General features: G+C 49.3%; 17 protein-coding genes. All 17 read left to right on the forward strand.

Translation table 11 applies throughout. The features are described 5' to 3' along the window. Window positions 1-130: 130 nt before the first annotated feature. The 17 genes from AC1DVJ_RS06930 to AC1DVJ_RS07010 all read left to right on the forward strand — a co-directional run bounded on the left by AC1DVJ_RS06930 (window position 131) and on the right by AC1DVJ_RS07010 (window position 21,636). Window positions 131-1,810 carry a hypothetical protein gene (locus AC1DVJ_RS06930; protein WP_477589411.1) on the forward strand — a complete coding sequence of 560 codons (1,680 nt, stop codon included), beginning with the start codon at window positions 131-133 and terminating at the stop codon, window positions 1,808-1,810. Between the two features lie 16 nt (window positions 1,811-1,826). Further along, a complete protein-coding gene (locus AC1DVJ_RS06935; RefSeq protein ID WP_477589412.1) occupies window positions 1,827-3,170 on the forward strand; it encodes a DUF455 family protein in 1,344 nt (447 codons plus the stop codon). Between the two features lie 74 nt (window positions 3,171-3,244). Then, window positions 3,245-5,974, forward strand: coding sequence for an alpha-L-rhamnosidase (locus AC1DVJ_RS06940; protein WP_477589413.1), 2,730 nt, complete (start codon window positions 3,245-3,247; stop codon window positions 5,972-5,974). Between the two features lie 22 nt (window positions 5,975-5,996). Next, entirely contained in the window at window positions 5,997-7,361 is a 1,365-nt protein-coding gene (locus AC1DVJ_RS06945; protein ID WP_477589415.1) for a DUF455 family protein, read from the forward strand. Between the two features lie 24 nt (window positions 7,362-7,385). Continuing rightward, a complete protein-coding gene (gene pepV, locus AC1DVJ_RS06950) occupies window positions 7,386-8,777 on the forward strand; it encodes a dipeptidase PepV (protein WP_477589416.1) in 1,392 nt (463 codons plus the stop codon). After that, the gene (locus tag AC1DVJ_RS06955) at window positions 8,774-9,766 is read left to right on the forward strand and encodes a phytanoyl-CoA dioxygenase family protein (RefSeq protein WP_477589417.1); all 993 of its coding nucleotides are present in this window, start codon (window positions 8,774-8,776) and stop codon (window positions 9,764-9,766) included. The genes pepV and AC1DVJ_RS06955 overlap by 4 nt, the downstream gene beginning before the upstream one ends. A 41-nt stretch (window positions 9,767-9,807) precedes the next feature. Continuing rightward, window positions 9,808-12,015, forward strand: a complete 2,208-nt coding sequence (locus AC1DVJ_RS06960) for a hypothetical protein (RefSeq protein WP_477589418.1) — start codon at window positions 9,808-9,810, stop codon at window positions 12,013-12,015. A gap of 34 nt (window positions 12,016-12,049) precedes the next feature. Beyond that, window positions 12,050-14,950 carry a family 78 glycoside hydrolase catalytic domain gene (locus AC1DVJ_RS06965; RefSeq protein ID WP_477589419.1) on the forward strand — a complete coding sequence of 967 codons (2,901 nt, stop codon included), beginning with the start codon at window positions 12,050-12,052 and terminating at the stop codon, window positions 14,948-14,950. Continuing rightward, complete coding sequence (locus AC1DVJ_RS06970; protein ID WP_477589421.1) at window positions 14,904-15,713, forward strand: phytanoyl-CoA dioxygenase family protein; 810 nt, start codon at window positions 14,904-14,906, stop codon at window positions 15,711-15,713. Before AC1DVJ_RS06965 ends, AC1DVJ_RS06970 begins: the two co-directional genes overlap by 47 nt. Before the next feature lie 35 nt (window positions 15,714-15,748). Further along, window positions 15,749-16,036, forward strand: coding sequence for a hypothetical protein (locus tag AC1DVJ_RS06975; RefSeq protein ID WP_477589423.1), 288 nt, complete (start codon window positions 15,749-15,751; stop codon window positions 16,034-16,036). Further along, a complete protein-coding gene (locus tag AC1DVJ_RS06980) occupies window positions 16,033-17,031 on the forward strand; it encodes a hypothetical protein (protein WP_477589424.1) in 999 nt (332 codons plus the stop codon). Before AC1DVJ_RS06975 ends, AC1DVJ_RS06980 begins: the two co-directional genes overlap by 4 nt. A 23-nt stretch (window positions 17,032-17,054) precedes the next feature. Next, window positions 17,055-17,711: a cyclase family protein gene (locus AC1DVJ_RS06985; protein WP_477589425.1), complete on the forward strand. Its 657-nt coding sequence runs from the start codon at window positions 17,055-17,057 to the stop codon at window positions 17,709-17,711. Then, on the forward strand, window positions 17,708-18,676 hold the full coding sequence (locus AC1DVJ_RS06990; RefSeq protein ID WP_477589426.1) for a C-terminal binding protein: 969 nt from the start codon (window positions 17,708-17,710) through the stop codon (window positions 18,674-18,676). Before AC1DVJ_RS06985 ends, AC1DVJ_RS06990 begins: the two co-directional genes overlap by 4 nt. Beyond that, window positions 18,673-19,707, forward strand: a complete 1,035-nt coding sequence (locus AC1DVJ_RS06995; protein ID WP_477589428.1) for a zinc-dependent alcohol dehydrogenase — start codon at window positions 18,673-18,675, stop codon at window positions 19,705-19,707. Before AC1DVJ_RS06990 ends, AC1DVJ_RS06995 begins: the two co-directional genes overlap by 4 nt. After that, window positions 19,688-20,443: an SDR family NAD(P)-dependent oxidoreductase gene (locus AC1DVJ_RS07000; protein ID WP_477589429.1), complete on the forward strand. Its 756-nt coding sequence runs from the start codon at window positions 19,688-19,690 to the stop codon at window positions 20,441-20,443. Before AC1DVJ_RS06995 ends, AC1DVJ_RS07000 begins: the two co-directional genes overlap by 20 nt. A 66-nt stretch (window positions 20,444-20,509) precedes the next feature. Then, window positions 20,510-20,710: a hypothetical protein gene (locus AC1DVJ_RS07005; RefSeq protein ID WP_477589431.1), complete on the forward strand. Its 201-nt coding sequence runs from the start codon at window positions 20,510-20,512 to the stop codon at window positions 20,708-20,710. A gap of 110 nt (window positions 20,711-20,820) precedes the next feature. Next, complete coding sequence (locus tag AC1DVJ_RS07010; protein WP_477589433.1) at window positions 20,821-21,636, forward strand: phytanoyl-CoA dioxygenase family protein; 816 nt, start codon at window positions 20,821-20,823, stop codon at window positions 21,634-21,636. The last annotated feature ends 283 nt before the right edge of the window (window positions 21,637-21,919 follow it).

Genomic DNA, 21,919 nt, shown 5'->3' on the forward strand with positions numbered 1-21,919 from the left:
AAAGCATGTCAATAACTGTAAACGAAAAACGCAAGAAACCTAATAAAAAAACAAAATAGCATGATGTGAAACGCTTTCATCGAAATTTATACTAGGGAGGACCATTAAACCGCTACGGGAGTTGATTCCATTGAACCGTTCCACGAAGGAAACGATACAGGAGATCATTAAATTGCAAGATGAACGATTAAGCGAGTATCGGAGAAAGCGGCAGGAGAGTGTTGTAGCTGGGAAAATCCCTGAGCCTCTCGGGCTCGGCTCCGCCTGCCTGATGCTGCCTCTTTATGTGCACTCTGAATCCATCTATTATCGGGACTCTTCTTTGCTGCCCGAAATCAATGAAGCGTTGATTAATTTTTTGGATACCCAGCTTGAAAGCGGCTGCATTTCGCTTGTCAATTGTAACATTGATTCCCCGCCGGACACGGCATTTACTACACACCTTACCACCTTACTTTATCAAGTAGCCGATCGGTACAGCATGAAAGAGCTTGAGTGGGCAAAAGGGTCTCTATATCTTTTCCTTGAACGAGCGAAACCTTGTCTTCTGAAAGGCGGCATCCATACGCCGAATCATCGTTGGGTAATGGCAGGGGCCCTCGCAAAAATGTATGAGATTTTTGGCGATGAGGCTTTCCGTAATCGCGCTTTTCAATTTTTAGATGAAGGTTTCGATCTGACGGAATACGGCGAATGGACGGAGCGGAGTAATGCGATATACAACGGCGCATGCGCTATCCATTTATTTGACGTCGGACTGATTTTCAATTACGAGCCTGCCATTGCGGCAGTTCGCTCCAATTTAAATATGATGCAGTACATGCTGCATCCGGATCACTCCATCGTTACGGAGTATTCCGGACGTCAGGATTTTGGGCAAACCATGCTGATGAATGACTGGTATTACGTTGTTTGCCGTCTGATGGCGGTACATGATCAAAGTACTGTATTCGGCGCAATGGCCGATGTGGCTGATAAAACTGCACCGCGCGGATCTCATGCTTTGATGTACTGGATGCTTTATCCGGAGGAGATGAATGCCTCCGAATGGATGGGACCGCTTTCTGACGAATATACGATCTTACTAGGAGAAGAGAACGAGGTGCCGGTGCCGAAGAACGTTCCGTATCTTGGTAAACTGGTTCAACATCCGCATGGAGCTTCCGTACTTCGATACCGGAAGGGCAAAATAAGTGTAACAGCGATGGCAGGACAACCGGAGCTTCTACACATCCGATACGGCAAGGCCGTCATGCACGGGCTAAAGCTGGGAGCCGGTTGGTTCGGTATTGGAGCGGTAGCATTCCCCTCGATCAAGCAAGTCCGGGAGAACACTTACCGCATGCAGCTTGAACTAGAGGGCTGTTACTGGAATCCGCTGCCAAAGCACTTGACAGAAGGAACGGACGGAATATACGTCAATATGCCCAACAATTTGCGTGAGAAGACGCATATCCAACATTTGCCGATAGCGGTGGAGATTACTCTGCTGGACAACGGTGTGGATGTCCGGGTTGTGTCCGAGACGATTCCAAACATTTATTTGCAAGCCGTTTGCATGTTCGACGTGAAAGGGAAAATATCAGGTTCGAGTTTACATGAAGCGGCCCCAGGGATTGTACAACTGACGGAAGGTGAAGCTTCATTTACGTTGGAGGAGGATTCCATCCATATTTCGACGGGAGCTCTTGAACATATGGATGTTTCCACGCGTAACGACAAGGTAAACCGCGATGTGCAGAACCTGACCGTCAATTGGAAGACACCGACAGACCGCACTCTCCGCTTCCGTTTTTTTAATAGCTTGTAAAGAGGAGTGAAGGCTTATGGCCAAACAAATTGAAGTTGACGTTACCGACTATAGCTTCCTTGAAGCTGATTCTGCTTATAAGGGATTTCTTCTAAGACCGATCGACACCGCTCGTTTATTGCTTCCGTGCTTCTGGCTCGAATTCGAGTTATCACGGATGACGATCGGTTGGGTGCCAAGTGTTCCCGATTGGGAGATAAAGGGCGAGCTCGTTCGGATGGGCTATTTGCATACAGAGCATATGAAGCTGCTGAAGGAACGAATCCATGAGCTGCCCGGTCCGGACATCGGTGAGCACTCATTGACGCCTCCAGGACTTAGGGAAGCTTGCCAAAGAATCTCTTTTGCGCCAACGTTCGAGGAATTCGCAGCGGGCTATCACTTTCTCCTAACAAAGCTAAACCGTCGTTATGAGGACTTTATGGAGTCACTAGATCCAATTCTTGATGCTCCGACTATCGATCGAATCCGGCATGTCCTGGTAGATCGTGATACGCTTCTGGGATGGGCGGCTCCACACTTGAAGTTTGCTCGTGTCGATGATCCTGCAGGTCGAGAGGCTTATCGAGATTGGCTCCGTTATGTGCATGATGTGTGGACCTTACTGGAAAAGTCCGAGCCGGGGAAGATACTGGATTGGCCTGTGCATCCCTCCCGCCAGCCGGCCGGACCCGTACCTTCTCAAGCGGCTCACGATCCCCGCTACCCGCTCGTCGATCTGCAAAAATATAAGAGCGCAATGTTCGATCCGAAATCACCGACGTACGATAGCGTCAAACATATGGTGTTTATCAACGCCAGTGAAATGTCAGCTGCTGAAAGTCTCTGCTACCTGTATTACGCCGTTCAGGGCATGCCAGTTGATTTTTACATAGATGTCGCTCGTCATACATGGGATGAGGTCAGGCACAGCCAAATGGGTGTCCGTCGGCTTAAGCAATGGGGGTATCAAACGGAAGACTTTGCTTGGCATCCTCCGACCATACCGACCCCCGAAACGATGCAGCAGGTGTTTCCGGAATTTTACTCCAGCTTGACCATGGTGATGGAGCCATGCTCTTTTATCAAAAAACGTAAATCGATCACCGCCTTTATGGATCATGGCGATCCGTTATCATCCATACAGTCCGAATATGATATTGCTGATGAACGGTTACATGTAGGCTTCGGTCAAAGGTGGGGCGCCAAGCTGTTCGAACATACCGGAAATTTCGTTGCGGCGGGCAAAGCAGCGGAAACCGTCAAACGAATGCATCTAGTCAAAATGGGCTACACCCAAGAGCAAATTGACAAGGTTCTTAAGAGCTTTCCCGAATTTTGCGGGTTTGCCACCATGGATTTAAACTATGCGAAATATTGAGCAACGATGGACCTTCTCCCCAGAGAATAGGAACTGAAAACTCGGGAGTATTGAATCCGAAAGGGGGAGCAGGGATGCACCTAAGTGTATACCATTTACGAGTGGAATATCTGAATGATCCTCTTGGAATCGACCGTCAGCGGCCCCGACTCGGATGGTGGCTCGATTCGATCAGACGCAGGTCCGTTCAAACGGCATATCGAATTATAGTCGCATCAAGCCATGAAGCGTTATTGAGGGATGAAGGTGATATGTGGGATACGGGAAAGATCGTGTCGGACCGTTCCCAGCATATTGAATATAATGGTGAGCATCTGGAATCAGGTAAGGAATATTTCTGGAAGGTCAAAGTATGGGACCAAGAAGGTCATGCTTCAAACTGGAGTGAGCCAGCACATTGGTCAATGGGATTGCTTGAACGGGGCGAATGGCTAGGCAAGTGGATCGGCTTGAAATCCCCTCATCAACCGACTCATGCGGAACCGAAGCCGGCGGTATACTTAAGGAGCGCATTTTCCGTCACAAAGCCGGTACGTCGGGCAGTTTTGCACGCTGCCGCACTCGGTGCCTATGAGCTCTATGTGAATGGCCGTAGAATCGGTGACAGCTCTTTGGCTCCGGACTGGACGGATTATAACATCCGCCTGCAATATCAAACCTATGAGATTACCGGAGATATAGCCGGTGGGTTGAATGGAGTCGGCATCCTGCTCGGCCACGGATGGTATTCCGGATATATTGGAATGTTCGGCTTCCAACGATACGGCAAGGATCCAAGGATTTTGGTACAGCTAAATATCGAATATGACGACGGATCCGTGCAGAAGGTGACGACTGACGAGTCATGGAGGGCATCGTTCGGACCTCTGATCGCTACAGATTTCCACATGGGTGAAAGATTCGACGCACGGATTGCGATCGATGGGTGGAACGAATCCTCTTTTGAAGATCGTCATTGGAAACATGCAGATACGTTTTATGATTACAAGGGCTTTCTATCAGCTGCAGTCTGTCCGCCTATCAAACCCGTTCGTGAGCTCCGACCGCAGTCCATCGAACGGAAGATTGATGGGAATTACATCATCGATATGGGCCAAAATATGGTCGGGCGTGTTCGTATCCAATTGTCTGGAGGATCCGGCGTTACGGTCTGCCTGCGTCACGGAGAAGCGTTGGATGCGAACGGCGGGTTATATACGGAAAATTTGAGATTGTCTCGTCAAACCGATACCTACATTATGAACGGTGGTGAGGCTGCATGGTTCGAGCCGCATTTCGCCTTACACGGCTTTCGGTATGTTGAGGTTTCCGGTTTTGACGGAGTTTTAATGAACGATGATGTAATCGGAATTGTTATTCATACTGATATGTCGAAGGCTGGTACCTTAGAAACGTCGCATCCCTTACTGAATCAGTTGATCAGTAACATCGAATGGACGCAGCGTGGTAACTTCATAAGCGTACCGACGGATTGCCCTCAGCGTGACGAACGTCATGGCTGGACCGGTGATGCTCAATTATTTTTCCGAACAGCTTGCTATCAAATGGATGCAGCTTCATTTTTTACAAAGTGGTTGACCGACTTAACAGATGCCCAACGCCCCACCGGTGCGTTTACCGATTTTGCCCCGTTTATCCCAGGAGCGAAAACAGAGCACGGGGGGGATATGACCTATGATCACACCGCTTCGGCAGGTTGGGCGGATGCCGGCGTCCTCGTCCCGTGGATGATGTATCAGGTTTATGGTGACAAGCGGATCCTTCAAGAGCATTATCAGTCGATGACTCGGTGGATCGGCTTCCTTCGCGTGATGCATCCCGAAAATCTTCGGAAAGACTTGCCGCAATACGGAGATTGGCTTTCGATCCCGGAAAGCGGTGGGGTGGCGGAGCTTCGCAATGTATCTTCCTTATCCACGACTCCATATGATGTATTTTCTACGGCTTATTATGCCCACACCGCTGGGGTGATGGCGCGAATTGCCGATACGATTGGGCGCTTAGAGGACGCAAAGGAATATGGAAAACTTCACCACCAAATCAAGAATGCGTTCCTTGAAGCGTTTGTCGATGCCTCAGGACATATTAAAGGCGATACCCAGACTGCCTATGTGATGGCATTAGCGATGGATTTGTTGCCAGAAAGCAATCGTCAGTCTGCGATAAACAGACTCCTATTCTTGCTGGAGCAGAGGGAGTGGCACCTGTCGACCGGCATACACGGAACCAGGTTCTTGCTTCCGCTGCTTATGGAAACCGGACATCAGGATATCGCGTTCCGAATTATGATGAAAGAGACCTTTCCTTCCTGGCTTTATTCGGTACATCAAGGCGCTACTACCATCTGGGAAAGGTGGGACGGTTGGACGGAGGAGAAGGGCTTCCAACGCGCAGGAATGAATTCGTTGAATCATTACGCTCTAGGTTCGGTAGGCGAATGGCTGTATCGATATGTCGGAGGAATCGATTACGAAGAGCCGGGCTTCAAACGGATCTGCATTCATCCACGGATTGGGGGAGGACTGGAACAAGTCCGCTGCACTTACGAGTCGATACACGGACCAATTTCCTGCGCATGGAAGAATTCGGAAGGATGCTTTCAACTGGATCTCTTTATTCCTGCCAATACGACAGCTTCCGTACGCATCCCTCTGCGCTCGGGTCAAACGGTGTTTGAGAACGACAAAGATGTTTGCTTGTCGGATGAAATCGCGCTCGTTACGAAGGGAACGGATTTTTGGTTGCTGGATGTCGGTTCCGGACGATACCGTTTCACGGTGGAAGATGAGCGGATAATCAAGTAGCGAACGAATCGGAGGAATCGGAATGTCAGATGGTGCAAGGCAGGGGGCAAGCAAGAAAGAGCTGAGACGCATTCCGCAAGCGGTCGAATTACGCAGGGCGGCGTCCTTTCATAGGAGCTTAATCGGAATGACCGGAGCCTGGATTGCAAGGTTGAGGCACGCTGAAGTCAAATATATGGCAGCCCGACACTTGTGGGAGTGGGCTGAGCAATTCAACGCTTTGAGAAAGAGGCTCTTGGAGCTGCCAGGTACGAAACCAGATGCGCCGCTTGAGGATCATCTGAACAGTGTGATTGAGGAAGCGCTTTTTGCATCCGACGAAGAGCCTTTTCTGGAAACGCTCTATTCGGTGTTTTTGCCAGGCCTGTGTTGCGCATACAAAGATTATATCCATTTGACGGTCGAATTGCCGGACCGGCCGTCTGTCCGTATTTTGAAAGAGATCATAAACGCACTCGACAAACAAATGGTCGAAGGTAGCGCCATGCTTCAGCAGATACGGGATGAAGATAATGTTTGCTCTGGTGAATCAGATGTCTCCCAATGGGTTATGCATATACGTTCCTTACTGCATATCGCAGGAGGCGTATGCGGAATCACGGGAGTGGAGAGCGTTGAAACGAAACGGCGCTTTGCGGGTTATACGTATCAGCCTCCTGAGCGCCAGCACCGATCTGTGAACTCGTACTTTTCTTACGAGCATCCGATCGAAGGGTATCTGTGGTCGCAAAACTTAAAAGGAAATCCTTTAATCGAGCGTGCCGCCCTTGCTGTCTGGTTGTATAACGAGTTGGATGCGGCGGAATACATCTCACCGATTTTGTATGAAGTAAAAGGCATGCCATGGGAATTTTATTATGACGTTGCACGCCATACGTGGGATGAGGCTCGTCATTCCGAGTTCGGCTTAAAGCTGATGACCGCTTTAGGTTTTTCTCCTGAGGAGTTTGAAGTATGGGTCGCTACTTACATGAGCTCAATCCAAATGAAGCCTCACGAGCGGTATGCGGCAGTTACGTGTTGGTACGAGCCGGGCAGCTTTCAAGTTAAGCCTGATTATTTGGAGAGACTCGCGAGTGAAGCGGGAGGGACGGATTTAGCGGTAGAGCTTCTTCGGTTCGACCTTGCCGATGAAACGCTGCACGTAGCATTCGGTCATAAATGGGTGGAACAGTTGATGCGTCATTACGGAGATTTTAGAACCGTTAATGAGTTTGTGGATGATGTCAAAAGGATCGGTATCTCTCTGCGGGAGAAGCAAGCGGCAGCCTTTACAAGAACGATGCCTCATCAACAGCGCCATAACCTCGAATCGATTAAGCGGCATATGGAACAGTGGATGCTTGAGAAGGGGAAGGTTATTCCGGTCTCCACAGCTCGGGAGTAGAACGGAGAAATCGGGAGGGAACATATGACTTTCGGTCAGAGGGTTTTGGACTACGAGGATGAGATTATATATCACGTATGCGAACTGATTCGAATCCGAAGCGTAATAGCCGATCCGAAGGAAGGAATGCCCTATGGCGAAGGCATACATTCAGCTTTGACATATGTCCTGCGGCTTGCGGAACAGCTGGGATTTACGATTCGCAATGTGGGCGGATTTGCAGGTCATGCGGAGTACGGCGAAGGCGATGAAATTGCAGCGGTTTTGGTTCATGTCGATACCGTACCCGAAGGAGACGGATGGAGCCTCGATCCTTTTCAGGCCGTCATGCAGGAAGGCCGGATCTATGGAAGGGGAGCATCCGATAATAAAGGAGCGGTCATTGCCGCTCTGTTTTCACTTAAAGCCATTCAAGATGCGGGATTAATACCAAAAAAGAGGCTTCGGATTATTTTTGGCACGAACGAGGAAAATGGCATGACCGATTTAGACGAATATTTTGCTCAAGAGCCGCTTCCGGATTGCGGATTTACACCCGATGCCGCCTATCCGATCATCAATGCGGAAAAAGGATTTTATGTCATTCGTTTATCCGTTGCTCACTGCAGCGGTCCCGTCGTTTTATTCGGCGGAAGTGCTCCCAATGTAGTGCCCGACCACTGTTATGCCGAAATCGATATGGCGTCGCTTGATGCAGAGGAGACGGAACGTTTCTATCGGCTGGCCAAATCTGCAGAGAGAATTGAATGCCGATCGGAGAATGGCAGGTTTTTGCTGGAAGCCAGAGGGAGAAGCGGTCATGGATCCTATCCGCCGTCAGGCATAAATGCCGTTTCTGTAATGGTTGAGCTACTGTGTAACCTTCCACTGACCGGAGAGTTAATGAGGTTCGTTGGATTTGTTCGAGAAAAAATAGGATTTGAAGCGTTCGGAGAATCATTAGGGCTGGCCAAAAGCGATCCGGTTCATGGGCGTTTAACCATCAATCTTGGTCAAATGAACGTAGGAAGTGACGAAAGCTCTATTATTTTAAACTTGCGGTATCCGGTAACCGAAGACGGACCATCCGTTATAGAAGCCCTACGCCGCATTTCCGGTGCTTACGGGATAAAAGTGGAGGTGCTGCAGCATCTTGAGCCGCTTCATGTTCCAGCGGATCATCCTTTGATCAAGAAGCTGTCAAAGGCTTACGAAGCCATTACTGGTGAGAAGGCAGAGCTGCTGTCAATCGGAGGGGGTACATATGCGAGAAAGCTGCAAAATCGAGGCGTTGCTTTCGGACCCGGTTTTCGGGGCACAAATACGCGTGCGCATCAGCCCGACGAGTTTGTGCCGATTGATGATTTGATGCGCCACGCTGTAATTTGCACGCAAGCAATGTATGAATTGCTGGGCGGGGGGGGATGGTTGAAGTGACTTATTTACCGAATACAATATCCCGCCAAGACCGTTACAGGCTGGCTGTGGAGGAATATAAGTTTTATCACGGAAATGGATATTTAATTGTCAAATCACTGTTAACTTCCGATGATGCAGACAAGCTGCGCCAGTGGGCGGACAATATTCTGTATGGGCGGGAAGAGGTTGCCGGGCTCGGCTCTGTAGCGCCCGGTACACCTATAGACCAACTGGTGAGACGTTTTACCCGAATCCATATGCTGCACCGATCGCATCCAACAGCGGAATGGGGACTTTTGCACCCTCGGGTTTTAGACGTAATTGAAGCTTTGGTCGGCCCTGATGTTCTGGCGCTTCAGTCGATGAATTTCTTCAATTCTCCCGGACAAGGAGGGCAAGGATGGCACCAGGATGCTTATTACATTCCTACTTATCCGGAGACACTGATCGGAGCATGGATCGCACTCGAAAGAGCGGATGTGGAGAATGGCTGCCTTTGGGTGGCTCCTGGTTCTCATTGCGAGCCAATTTATCCTCCCAGCAAAGCCAGTTTCTCGGTTCATTCGCTTGGAGCCTTTCAAAATCTCGATCCGATTGAACATGCCAGTCATCAAGACGATGAGATCAACACGCTCTCCCAAAAAGTCGCCCAGTATCCCAATAAGGTTCCAGTCGAGTTGGAGAAAGGTGACGTGTTATTCTTCCACAGCCATTTATTTCATCGATCATACCCAAACCAATCGGAAGACCGATTCAGAAGGTCCTTTGTTTGCCATTATAGCAATGCAAGATCGTGGGTGCCTTGGAATCATGGGGCCCCCTTCGAAGGGGAAGCCGCCAATCAGCATCATATCTTGGCGCGTGGCCAAACGCATCTGCCGTATGCGCTCCCCAAATTTGGAACTCCAGTTGATACGAATACGAAAACAGATGAGAAGCCGGTCCCAATTGCACCTGCCCGAATGATGGGATCAGAGGACGGCTTTATGACGGAACAAACGTCCTGAACAACGACGGTATAACTGAAAAGCAGAGAGGAAGTTGGCACATGAATCGACAATCGTACTTGACGTATATCAAAGAGGCTGTACTGGAGGGACGCAAGCAATATGAGCTGTCCATCGAAAACTGGAAAAAATCATTCGAGCCCGATCGCTTCCTGGGCATGTACATCCCACCGGGAAACATACCGATTCAGGCGCAAGCGGAAGGCTTCCTCTATCATATTACCGGCGAACGCGAATACGGGGAACAGGCGAGACGCATGCTGCTCGCCATCGATGAATTCAAGAAGATCGTACCCCAAGAAATTGCTGGCCGGCATCCGGAATACGCAAAAGGAATTCCGTCCTTCGAAACGATGTTTCAAGGAAATTACTATATTCAGGGTTACCTATTCATGAAAGGGTCGGAGCTGTTAAGCGAAGAGGAGACGAGACTTATCGAGGACTCGATCCGCAGCTCGATCAACTTTATGATGCATTTCCCGGAGTGGGGAGCCCACAACCGATCCATGCTGCGCGTATTTGCATTATCGCTCGCCATATCCGCCTTAGGGGATACAGAGGAAACGAGGGAATGGGCAAAGCTGCGTGATGTGCTCGCGGAGGAATCGTACGGCCGATGGTCAATCGAGGACGCGGAGCTTTATTTGCCGTTATGGCTTATTTCCTGCATCGCGTATGCCGAGCATACCGGAAAGGAAGCGGACTATTACTCTAGGCCGCAAACGAAATATTATTTCGATTTTATTACGCGCGCGATTACTCCTTATGGGCTGCTCCCCGATTTCGGCGATTCACATCTCAACTGCAATTGGTTTCTCTGGTTTGTCTGTCTGGAAAAAGGCGCTGCCCAATATCGTTGCGGGCAAATGAGGTATGCCGCAAAGCAGATCCGGGATTATGCCATGAGTCAGGAAGCAGGTCCTCCGTCCGTTTTCTTGGCGTGCTACTTCGCCTATGCTTATTTGTGGGCGGACGAAACGCTGGAGCCGGTAAAGCCGGAGTGGAAAAGCGAGCTTCTTTTGGATGACGTCATCGGGAAAAAAATCGTCTTTCGCGATGGCTCACACGATGACGCAACCTATTTGCTCCATAATTTTCGGGATGAAGGCAATTATTCCTTTACTTCGCGCGAATATCTTCGCCGCACGATCAACGCGCCCGCTGAAAAGGCGCATCACGGCCATGCCGATGAAAACTCCATTCTGATGCTGGTAAAGGAGCAAAACATCCTCCTTGCTGAGTCGGGATACCGGGATGGGGCGCCAAACGGAAGATACCGCGCAGACATTTATCACAACCGTCTTGTCTTTCGCAGCGGACAACCTGACCCGGGGCAGAGCATGTTTGACTTTATTCATGACGATGGGAAATATAGACGCGTCGAGACGGAGCTGCTGCATTTCCATACCTTCGATGGAATCGAATATAGCAGGACCCGTTTGAACGATCCGTACCGTCAAATGGTATGGGATCGCTCCATCACGTATGTAAAAGAAGATGGAGCGTTTATCATCGTCGACTGGACAGTATCGCAAACCGATCAATCGATCAGCACAGTAAATTTGTGGCATCCCGGCATGGTTTTGGAGGCAGAAAATGACTACTATATCGGACAGGTGCAGCATATTCACAGGTTCCCTGGGGACACGCAGCCGTTCATCAACCGGCGAGAGCTGGCATTATTAATCGAATTTCCCGGAAGCGACCGTTCGATGGGTTATGAGTCGATCAGACGTTGTTACGGAGAGAGCCACATGGTTTATGAAACGGACAGCAGGCACGTTCGTGCCGGAGAGATGAACTGCTTCATTACCGTTCTTACGCCTATTTCCGCAAATGGCGACGCACGGAACATCGCCGGAAGAACAAAAGTGACAGCGCTTTCTGGGGCGAACGATCAGCTTGCTTTGGAATATAATGTTTCCGGCAAAAAAATTGAATTTACCTATAAGCTGGATTTAAATAAAGGACTGATCGACACTCCTCATTATCCGAAATATTCTTGGGAGCAAAGCCGCCTTCCTTACGGGAGCATCGAAACCGATGCTGATTTTTCATATGTGGAAACGAGAGACTCGAATTCGAATTCGGGAACGTCGGGAACGTTCGGCTTTATTAACGGGCTCGGAGTCCGTTACCACGGCGAGGATTTGTTTGTGACGCCAGTGATGTCTTCTTACCAATTCCACACCGGTACATATGCAATAGCCAATCATAAGTGGCGCGCATGGAGCGGATCGATTCGCTAGCTTGATATGGAAGTTACACAAGGAGGCTCATTTCATGTTTAATAATGCTTTCTGGATATGGAAAGACGGTCACGACCGCATGCCGATTAACGAACAGGTTTGCTTTAGACGGACACTTCAGTTGGATTCCGAAACGCCTCGTAGCGCTCAGCTGCATATTTCGGGGGATTCGCGCTTTCGCGTTTGGGTGAACGGACATTTCCTCGGCAGTGGGCCGATTCGTTCCGTTGCTGAGCACTGGTACTACGATTCCTATGAAATCGCGCATTTACTTAAGACCGGAGATAACTGCATCGCAGTTCAGGTTTGGCACTACGGGCATTCGAATTATCAATATATTGAAGCCGAGGCCGGCTTGATCGCCGAACTGCGGCTTGGACCGGGAAAAGGCGCCGAGACAATCGGGACGGACGAGTCTTGGAAGTGCAAGCTGAACGAGGCCTATGACCGATTGACCGTAAAACGCAACGTCAACCTCGGCTGGATGGAAATTTACGATGCCAATTTGGCTCCGGGCGCTTGGATCGAAGCCGAATACGATGATTCCGATTGGGACCAAGCCGTTATAGTAGCGAGCCATGACGGTTTACCGTGGGGGAAGCTTCACGAGCGACCGATTTATCCGTTTGCGACGGAGATTGTACAGCCAAAGCGGATATTGGAGTTAGCGGAAGTTCAGCCAACGAACGTTCTGTCGCTGCGGCTGCGCGATAATTTTTTCCCCGGCGAACGGGATTCGAACGCAAAGGTATTTTCGGGGTTTGTAGCCTCTTGCTTGGAGGTGCCACTCGGTGCCGAAGGAACCATTAGCTTTGCCCATACGCCATGGAATGGGGTGCAGGGACGGTTTCGCATCGGCGGCGAGTGGTATAAGTCGGGCGATAAGCTTTCGATCTCACCGGGTAGCCATCTCTTTCTAATGGAGATATTTGCCGTACATAACGACGGTTTCGCGCATATGGAATTGGATTTGGAAGGAGTGGCCCGATTCGTCCATCCTTTCGGACACGGAGAAGAGGGGGCTTCCTTCGCTACGCTCGGTCCGATCGAGCGGAGGCATCCGATAGCGGACGGCATCCAGCCGATTTACGGCGGGGTCGAAAAGCAAACGGGGCTCGATCGTGAGCATCCTCTGCTCGTTTCGGTGGGGGCTTGTGCATCTCTTGCGGATTTGTCTGCATATCGGAAACAGTTCACGGATGTACCTGCTGACCACGTCATGTGGAACAAGCATATATATTCGCTTGTCAAAAACAAACAAACGGTTCGAACGCTTCCCGTTACTCGTGATTCGGAGCATCTTCTTCACGGGTATGGAATCCCGTCCATCGTTCCGACTCCCGTTGCGAGCGGGGATATGGAATATACAATTGATTTAGGTGCGATGACGATCGGAGATGTTGAGTTTGAGGTGGATGTGCCGAAAGGAACCATCATTGACGTGTACGGCTTCGAGAATCGGCACGAAGGGACCAACCAATATACGTCCGGTTGCAATAATGCATATCGGTATATAGCCCGGGAAGGAAGGCAGACGTTCCGGAGCAGCACCCGAATGGGCTTCCGGTACTTGATCATCACGATTCGCGGGCTTTCTCAGGAGGCACGATTCTACAGCATTCGGCTGCATCAGTCCCATTATCCCGCAGCCGGTCACGGCGGATTTCGATGCTCGGATCCCCTGTTGAACGAAATTTGGGACATTTCACACCGCACCATGAAGCTTTGTATGGAGGATACATTCGTTGATTGCCCGACATATGAACAGGTGTTTTGGGTTGGGGACTGCCGCGTCAGCGCCTTGGTCGATTACCGAATGTTCGGCTCATACGAACTGGTTCGGCATTGCCTTACGCTCGTGCCACGTACACGGCGGCTAAGCAATCTTATTCCTGCGTTACTTCCGACGGACTGGCAGGCGGCCATTCCGATGTGGACGTTCAGCTGGATTGCAGCGATTGCGGAGTATACGGCGGAGAGCGGGGACCTTGTCGTTCTCCAAGATCTTTTTCCAGAAGTTACGGAAACTTTGGCTACTTATCGCAGTTTTCTAAATGAAGAGGGTCTGCTCGATATGAGCGCATGGCATCTGCTTGACTGGGCACCGATCGATTTGCCGTCCATCGGGGTATCGACAGCAGAGAATGCTCTGCTTGCCTATTGCCATGAGTTGGCGGCGAATATGGCAGAAACGCTCGGACAGGAAAAGACATGTAAGGAAATGCGAGTCTTTGCTGCCGAACTGCAAAGAACATTGCAAACCAAACTGTTCGACGAGACGGCAGGGGAGTTTATCGACGGGATCCACCGAACAGGGAAAAAATCTTCAACTTGCAGTATACAAACCCATGTGCTTCTGTTTTTGACAAAGGCAATCTCGGAGAAACAACGACCCATAATTGAAGAGAAGCTTGCGAATCCGCCCGAGCATTGGGTGAAGACGGGAACGCCGTTCTTCGCCTTCTATCTGTACGATGCTTGGAGACAACTCGGGCTTACAGATCGAATTATGGACGGTATTCGTCGGGAATGGGGCCGGATGATTGATTTTGGAGCGACAACGACGTGGGAGACATTTGCTACGTTTCCGCGTAGCCATGCGCATGCATGGTCAGCAGCGCCAGGGTACTTTTTATCTGAGCTTCTACTCGGTATCGAACGTAAAGCAGACGGCTGGAAACGGATTCTCGTGAAGCCTCCGGAGTGCGAACTGCAGTGGGCGGAAGGTTCGATTCCAACGCCGTTCGGACGAATTACTACGTCCTGGTCAAAGAGGGACGGCCAATCGGTCATGCGGGTTCAGGCACCGAAAGGCATAGACGTGGAAGTCGATCCGGAAAGCGCGGCAAAATGGAGAATCGAGTTGACCTTAATAGGAGGGATTGATCATGAAGCTTCAGCAGCTGAGCGAGGAGCAGAAAGAGTTCTACAATAAAAACGGTTATATCATCGATCTTGCTCCCGTTTATTCAGAAGACGAAATGCAGCAGCTAAACCGGGAGCGTCAAGAATTAACGAAGCTGCTCGAGCCGGGCGAGAAAATGATGGAAATACGAGAATGGCACATGTCGAGCACTTGGCTCTACGATATCTGCACCCATCCGCAAATCTTGGCGTATGTGGAAGGGATTTTAGGGCCGAACTTTTATTTATGGGGGTCCCAGTTTTTCGCAAAAGCGCCGGGGTCGTCTGATACGGTGGCATGGCATCAAGACGCCTATTATTGGCCGCTTCATCCGCATAATACAGTAACTGTATGGCTAGCTTTTACGGATGTAGATGAGGAGAACGGTGCCATGGAGGTCATTCCAGGGAGCCATAATGCCGGATTGATCAAACATCGCAGCATAAGTGGAGATTCCGTTCTGGCGCTTGAGCTTGAGCAGGGGACTTTCAATGCTGCGGAAGCCAAGTCACTAAAGCTTAAGGCTGGGCAGGTTTCGCTGCATGACGACGCCATTGTGCACGGGTCGCCCGCAAACTATTCCGATCGATGGCGTATAGGGCTGACGATTCGCTATTCGGGAACGAACGTGAAATGCGACCTCTCAAAGGCGCCGCGTTTTCAATCGTATCTTGTGAATGGCACTGACGAGTTTTTCCATAATCCGCAAGGTGTGCCGCCTACGGAGAAGTTTGCCCGACTGCCGAAGGAATTCCACATTAGCAGTGCAGATGAGTATCGTCGAGACGCGTAATACGATTCAAAACCGAAACCGGAGGGAAGATGCTTATGGGTTTATCGCCTTTTATGGAGATCAAGCAGTGGGACCGTATCAGGTTATCTGTTGAGGAATCGGCCAGAAGGTTGCAGCGTATAGCCTATTTGGATAGGTGTTGTTTGAAGATTGAAGCCGGACATATGATTGCGAGACCCGAATATGAAGTGAAAGGGGCACTCGGACGTCTCCTATGGCAGGATGCCGAGCACCATACCAACTTCGCAATCGATGTCAGCAGCTGCGGAAGAGTTCAGTTGCTTTTGATAAGTGTCCGGATAGCGCTCTTGAGGTCGTCATGACCGAAGCATTAAAGTCATCTACTACAATGGAGCTGCTTTTCGCGCTTTTTCGGATAATCAAGCCTGCCCTTCTTGTCGCCGTCAAGTCATATATGAATGAAGCTCAGCCGCTCGTTGACGAACCTTCCATTCATATGCTCCGCCATCAGCTGATCGATCGCGAACGGCAACTCGAATGGGGAGAAGCGGCAATTGCCGAATTGTCGAAGGGACTCTCCGAAGAGAATATTCGGGAAACGGAGAGATGGGCAGCATATTTGGACCATTTGTTGAATCGGGCCGGTCGCGTAGATGGAACTGGGGAGAGGGAGGAGCCGAACTTATCATTTGTTGTAGAACGTGAGGAGTTTATCTTGCCTGCACGCAGTACAAGGGATATCCGGTTCCGCAAAGCGACGCTAAAATTCGAAGGGATGAATTTGGAGGAGTCCGAGCAAGGTCGGCTCCGAACGATGCTATATCATCGTTTTTTCGAAATGTCTCCGGCGGAGGGAATCGCCCGCGTACATTTTTTATCGGAAAACAAACCCTGGGCCTTCTACTATGATACAGCACGCCACCTTTGGGATGAGGTTCGTCACTCTTGGTTCGGTGAAGCGGCTCTTCGCGTAAAGGGAGAGGATATATATGTTTCCCCTAACTGGGTGGGGTGGCATGATATGGCGGCTGACATCTTTAATTTGGAGGAAACCTATACGCATTTAACGATCGCCATTGAGAAGGCAGGTATGAAATATCCGCCTGGGAAGCGGGAGGAATGGGAGTTTTGCCGTGACATCGTGCGTGATCCTCTCATGACAACCTTTCAGGATTTCGATTGGGCGGACGAAGTGACTCATGCCGGGTATGGTCAAAAGTGGGTGGTGGATTCGATATATGGGGGAGATGTGAGAAAAGCGATGGAAGAAGCTGACGAAACCGTTCGAAGAAGGCAGGAATATATGGACCAGTTCAAAGGCAATAAACCGGAAAATGACTTTGCAGGCAGCTATTAATACGGAAGGAGATGCCGAGAAATATGAGATATTTCGTTGACTTATCCGTCGATATTTATCATGGTGCTCCGAATTTTGCATGGGACCCCAAGTGTGCGGTTATCGTTCACAATACGATCGATACAATCGGGTATAACATGACCCAGCTTTCCATGAGTACGCATCAGGGAACTCATCTCGATGCTCCGTTTCATTTTATAAACGGCGGTAAAACCGTTGAACAAATTGATCTGAACAAATGCATCGGAGAAGTACTCCTAATCGATCTCTCCTATAAACGTGCTAAAGAGCCTCTGCTCATTGAAGATTTTTTGCCGTACGAACCGCATATTTTACCTGGATCACGGATCATCTATCGGACGGATTGGGACCTTCAGCTTCCTGCTCGGCAATACTTTACTGATTTTCCATACATGACTGTCGAATTGGCTCAATGGCTGGCGGACAAAAAGGTAGGCATGATCGGAATGGACGTTCCTACACCGAATCCTGCTGATTACGAACAGGTGCACCATATTCTACTAGGGGCGGAAATGGTCATTGTCGAGGGGCTGGCAAATTTGAAAAGCGTCCCTTTCGATCGATTCTTTTTTATGGCTGCACCGCTAAAAATTAGAGGTAGAGACGGCTCTCCAGTTCGAGCTCTTGCTATGCTAGAGGAACGGGAGGCCCATATATGACGGGTTATAAGGTCGCGATAACCGATTATGGCTTTCCGGATCTAAATGAGGAGAAGACACTCCTTGAGCCGATCGGTTTTTCTGTTGTTTCTTCCCAGTGCAAGACGGAGGATGAAGTTAAGGAATTATGTCATCATGCCGATGCCATTCTAACGCAATGGGCTCCGGTGACCAAACGAGTTATTGACCAGTTAATACGGTGTAAAATCATCGTTCGGTATGGAATTGGTGTAGATAATGTAGACCTTGCTGCTGCGAAAGCGAAAGGAATCCCTGTGGTGAATGTCCCGGATTATGCTATTGACGAGGTAGCTGATCATGCAATGGCCCTTTTACTTGGTTCAATCCGAAAAATTGTTCGGATTAACCGGCAGGTTCATGATGGAGTATGGGAAATTGCCCCTTTTCGTCCGATTGAAGGGCTAAGCGGAAAAAAATTAGGACTCGCCGGCTTCGGCAATATAGCAAGAGCTGTGGCCAAACGGGCGAAAGCTTTCGGAGTGGAAGTACTCGTTTATGATCCTTTTGTACAGAAGGAAGTATTGAATCAATTCGGAGTAGAGGGAGTAGAATGGAACACACTTCTAGCCGCCAGCGACTTTATTTCGATTCACCTTCCGCTCAACAAAGATACGAAGCACCTCTTTAATAGATTTGCATTCGAGCGAATGAAACGAAGTGCTTATTTGATCAATACCTCTCGTGGCGCTGTAGTCAACTCCCTCGATCTTGCATCCGCACTGAAGGACGGAACCATAGCCGGCGCAGCTCTCGATGTGTTGGAAGAAGAACCGATTCCCTCTAATCATCCACTTTTGTCGCATGAACAATGTTTGCTTACCAGCCATTGCGCATGGTATTCGGAGACTTCATTAGTCAAGCTCCAACGCTATGCCGCGCTAGAAATAAGAAGAATGTTTACAGGAGAGAAGCCCAAACATATTGTAAACGGGGTGATCTTGTGAAAGCGCTGGTTTATAAAGGACCCGAACAATTGCACTTGGAGGACGTGCCGAAACCGCATTTAGGCAGAGATGAGGTTCTGATTCGCATTGAAGCGGTCGGCATATGCGGGAGTGAACTGGAAGGGTACTCCGGACACAGCAGTATAAGAATACCGCCTTTAATTATGGGACATGAGTTTTGCGGAATCGTAGAAAGCAGTGATACTGACAGTGGGCTTATCGGAGAACGAGTGGTTGTCAATCCCCTAATCGCTTGCGGGATATGCGATCGGTGTCGCCAAGGTAAGCTCAATATTTGTCGTGAACGTAAAATTATCGGCATCCACCGTCCGGGAGCATTCGCAGAATATGTAAATGTGCCTTTACGTAATGTATACAAGGTTCCATTATCTCTAGATCCGATTACAGCCTCGCTTGTCGAGCCTCTTGCCGTATGTGTACACGCCTTGAAAATAGAAAATGGACCTATCCAGAGAGCCGTAATTTTCGGAGCAGGCCCCATCGGCTTGCTGACCTTACAAGCGGCACGAGCGATGGGAGTGGATCAAGTCATGGTGATCGACAAACAGATCGAACGATTGCGCTTCGCTGAGCAATGGGGGGCTGTTACCGCCACACCTGAAGTTGCGGCAGAGCGGCTTTTGGAGCAGTTTGGGGGTCAAGGCGTGGATACGATTATAGACTGCGTGGGAGTACAGTCTACTCGCGAGCAAAGTATGCGCTTCATCAATCCAGGCGGGAAAATCATTATGGTCGGACTAGGACACGATCAAACAACGCTTTCACTTAATCATCTTGTCCGTCAGGAGATTTCCATTATCGGTTCCTACACATACACCAACCAAGACTTTGAGCAAGCCCTTCAACTGCTTGCGGATGGTAGAATCAGAATCGATAACTGGGTAGGCACCATGAATCTGAAGGATGGTCCCGACGCCTTTTCTATGCTGATCAAGAATCGCTCACCTTATAGTAAGATCGTGCTGACGCCAAAAAACGGAGGAATGCTTAATGAAGCGCTTGCAAGGTAAGACCGCAATCGTTACTGGGAGTACGCGTGGAATAGGAAGAGCGATAGCCCTGGCTTTTGGAAAAGAGGGAGCGAATGTCGTGATCTCGGGCACGAAAGAGCATTTGTGCAAAGAGGTGGCGGAGACGATTATTTCTCAAGGCGGAAATGCGCTTGCCGTTCCGTGTGACATATCGAGCTACGAGCAAATTCAGCAGCTTTATGACCGCACTCTTGAGGAATTTGGAGAGGTTAACATTGTCGTGAATAATGCTGGAATCGCTGTTTTCAAACCGTTTGTGGAAGTTGATCCCGAGACGGTTCGCAGAATCTGGGACGTTAATTTATTCGGTACATTCTTCAGCTCGCAAAGAGCGGCTCAAGAGATGATCAAGCAAGGAAAAGGCGGAAAAATCATTAACATGTCCTCGATCTCCGAAGAGGTCGGGACTCCGAATTTAACCCATTATTCCACGACAAAAGGAGGGATTAAAATCATGACGAAGTGTATGGCGCTTGAGCTCGCTGCGTACAAGATTAATGTGAATTCGATCGGCGCAGGCGTAATCGACACGGATATCAGCAGGGAAGAGTTTGCGAAGCCCGGGGCAAGAGAAGAGAATACGAAACGGATTCCCTGGGGAAGAATGGGCGAGCCCGAAGATTTAGCAGGAGTATCGCTGTTTCTTGCAAGTGACGACTCCGATTATGTAACGGGAACCACTATATTTGTCGATGGTGGATTAACAGCTATGTAAAGAAAAGGAACGGATTGCAAAATAAGAGGGAGTGAGATCCATGACGAAGGTCAGTTTGAACGGCGAATGGAGCTATATTACTTTCCTCAAGGGGAGTATACGCCCGGTCATCCGGATGAACTGCCTTCGCTTTGCTTGGAGCATCAGCCCATTGCGGCATCCGTAACGGGAAATGTCGAGCTGGAGTTGATGGCAGCCGGTCTTCTTCCGAGTCTTTATGTAGGGGCAAACATCCATCTGCTTCGGCAATATGAGCGGTATGAATGATAAGGAATTGCTTACTCAAATCTCGTCGCTGCCTACCTGCATCGAGCACGCGGTCGTTTGAAAAAGCCTAGAAGCGAACTACATTCGAACAATCATTGGAGGCGGTACTGATGGCTACTCATTTTACTGAAGCATTGAAGCTAACGGACAAACAAATGGAGCATTACAGTGAGCATGGATTTTTAATCATTGAGCAAATATTAACGGATTCCGAATGCGACGAACTGAACGCGAACGCCGTAAACATGATTACTGGAAAAGTCCCGCTCGGTTCAAAAAACGGGATCTATATGGAGCCTGAGGCAATTAAAAAAGGGCTTGTATCGAACGATAAGCCCGATCCTGCCTATTTGTTCAAGATTGGACACCATATGCACCTCACAGATGAGATTTTCCGTTACTATGCCATGCATGATAAAATTGCGGATATCCTGAACGGTTTACTCGGACCGGATATTAAATGCCTGCAAAGCATGTATATTGACAAGCCTAATAAACTGGGAGTCGGCCAGCCGTATCATCAAGATTCACATTATATTAAAACAGAGCCAAACACGTTAATAGGAGTATGGATCGCTCTAGATGACGTAGACGAAAAAAACGGTTGCCTTCATGTCATTCCCGGAAGTCAGCGAGACCCCATTCACCCTCATGATGTGCCAGAGGAAGAGCGTCAGCGAACATATTTTTTAGAGGTTCAAGCAGCTAAAGGAAAGGCTGAAGTCCCATGCCGCTTGATGAAAGGATCAGCTGTGTTTTTCCCAGGTACTCTCCTGCATCGATCTGGAGATAATGAAACGACCGACTGGCAAAGACGGGCTTATGTGCTTCATTATGCGAGTGCAAGATCAAAGAATCCAAGCCAGGTGAATCGCTATAATCCGGGTTTGCTCGTTAGAGGTCGGCAATACCCAGGCTGCTTTTAATCGGACTGAGTTAACTAGTTATCCAAGTTGAAGGTGTCATGGTGTCAACTGAGATGAATGTCTATTTCTCCGTCCTCCAGGTAGAACACCGATGAGCGAGTGTAGACGTCGAATCTGTTCCAATTTGGATTTCTAAGCTGCCTGAAGGGACGTTCTCTACGTGGGAACCGTCTCTTCTTTTAACATCAACGGTATCACCCCGAGCTTCAACGCCTACTAGCGGATCTAAACCGTGATGATCCCCTTATGTACTGAAATCAGGCAGCTTCGCCCCTGAACCCTT

The organism is Paenibacillus sp. P4_A9 (genome assembly GCF_056402415.1).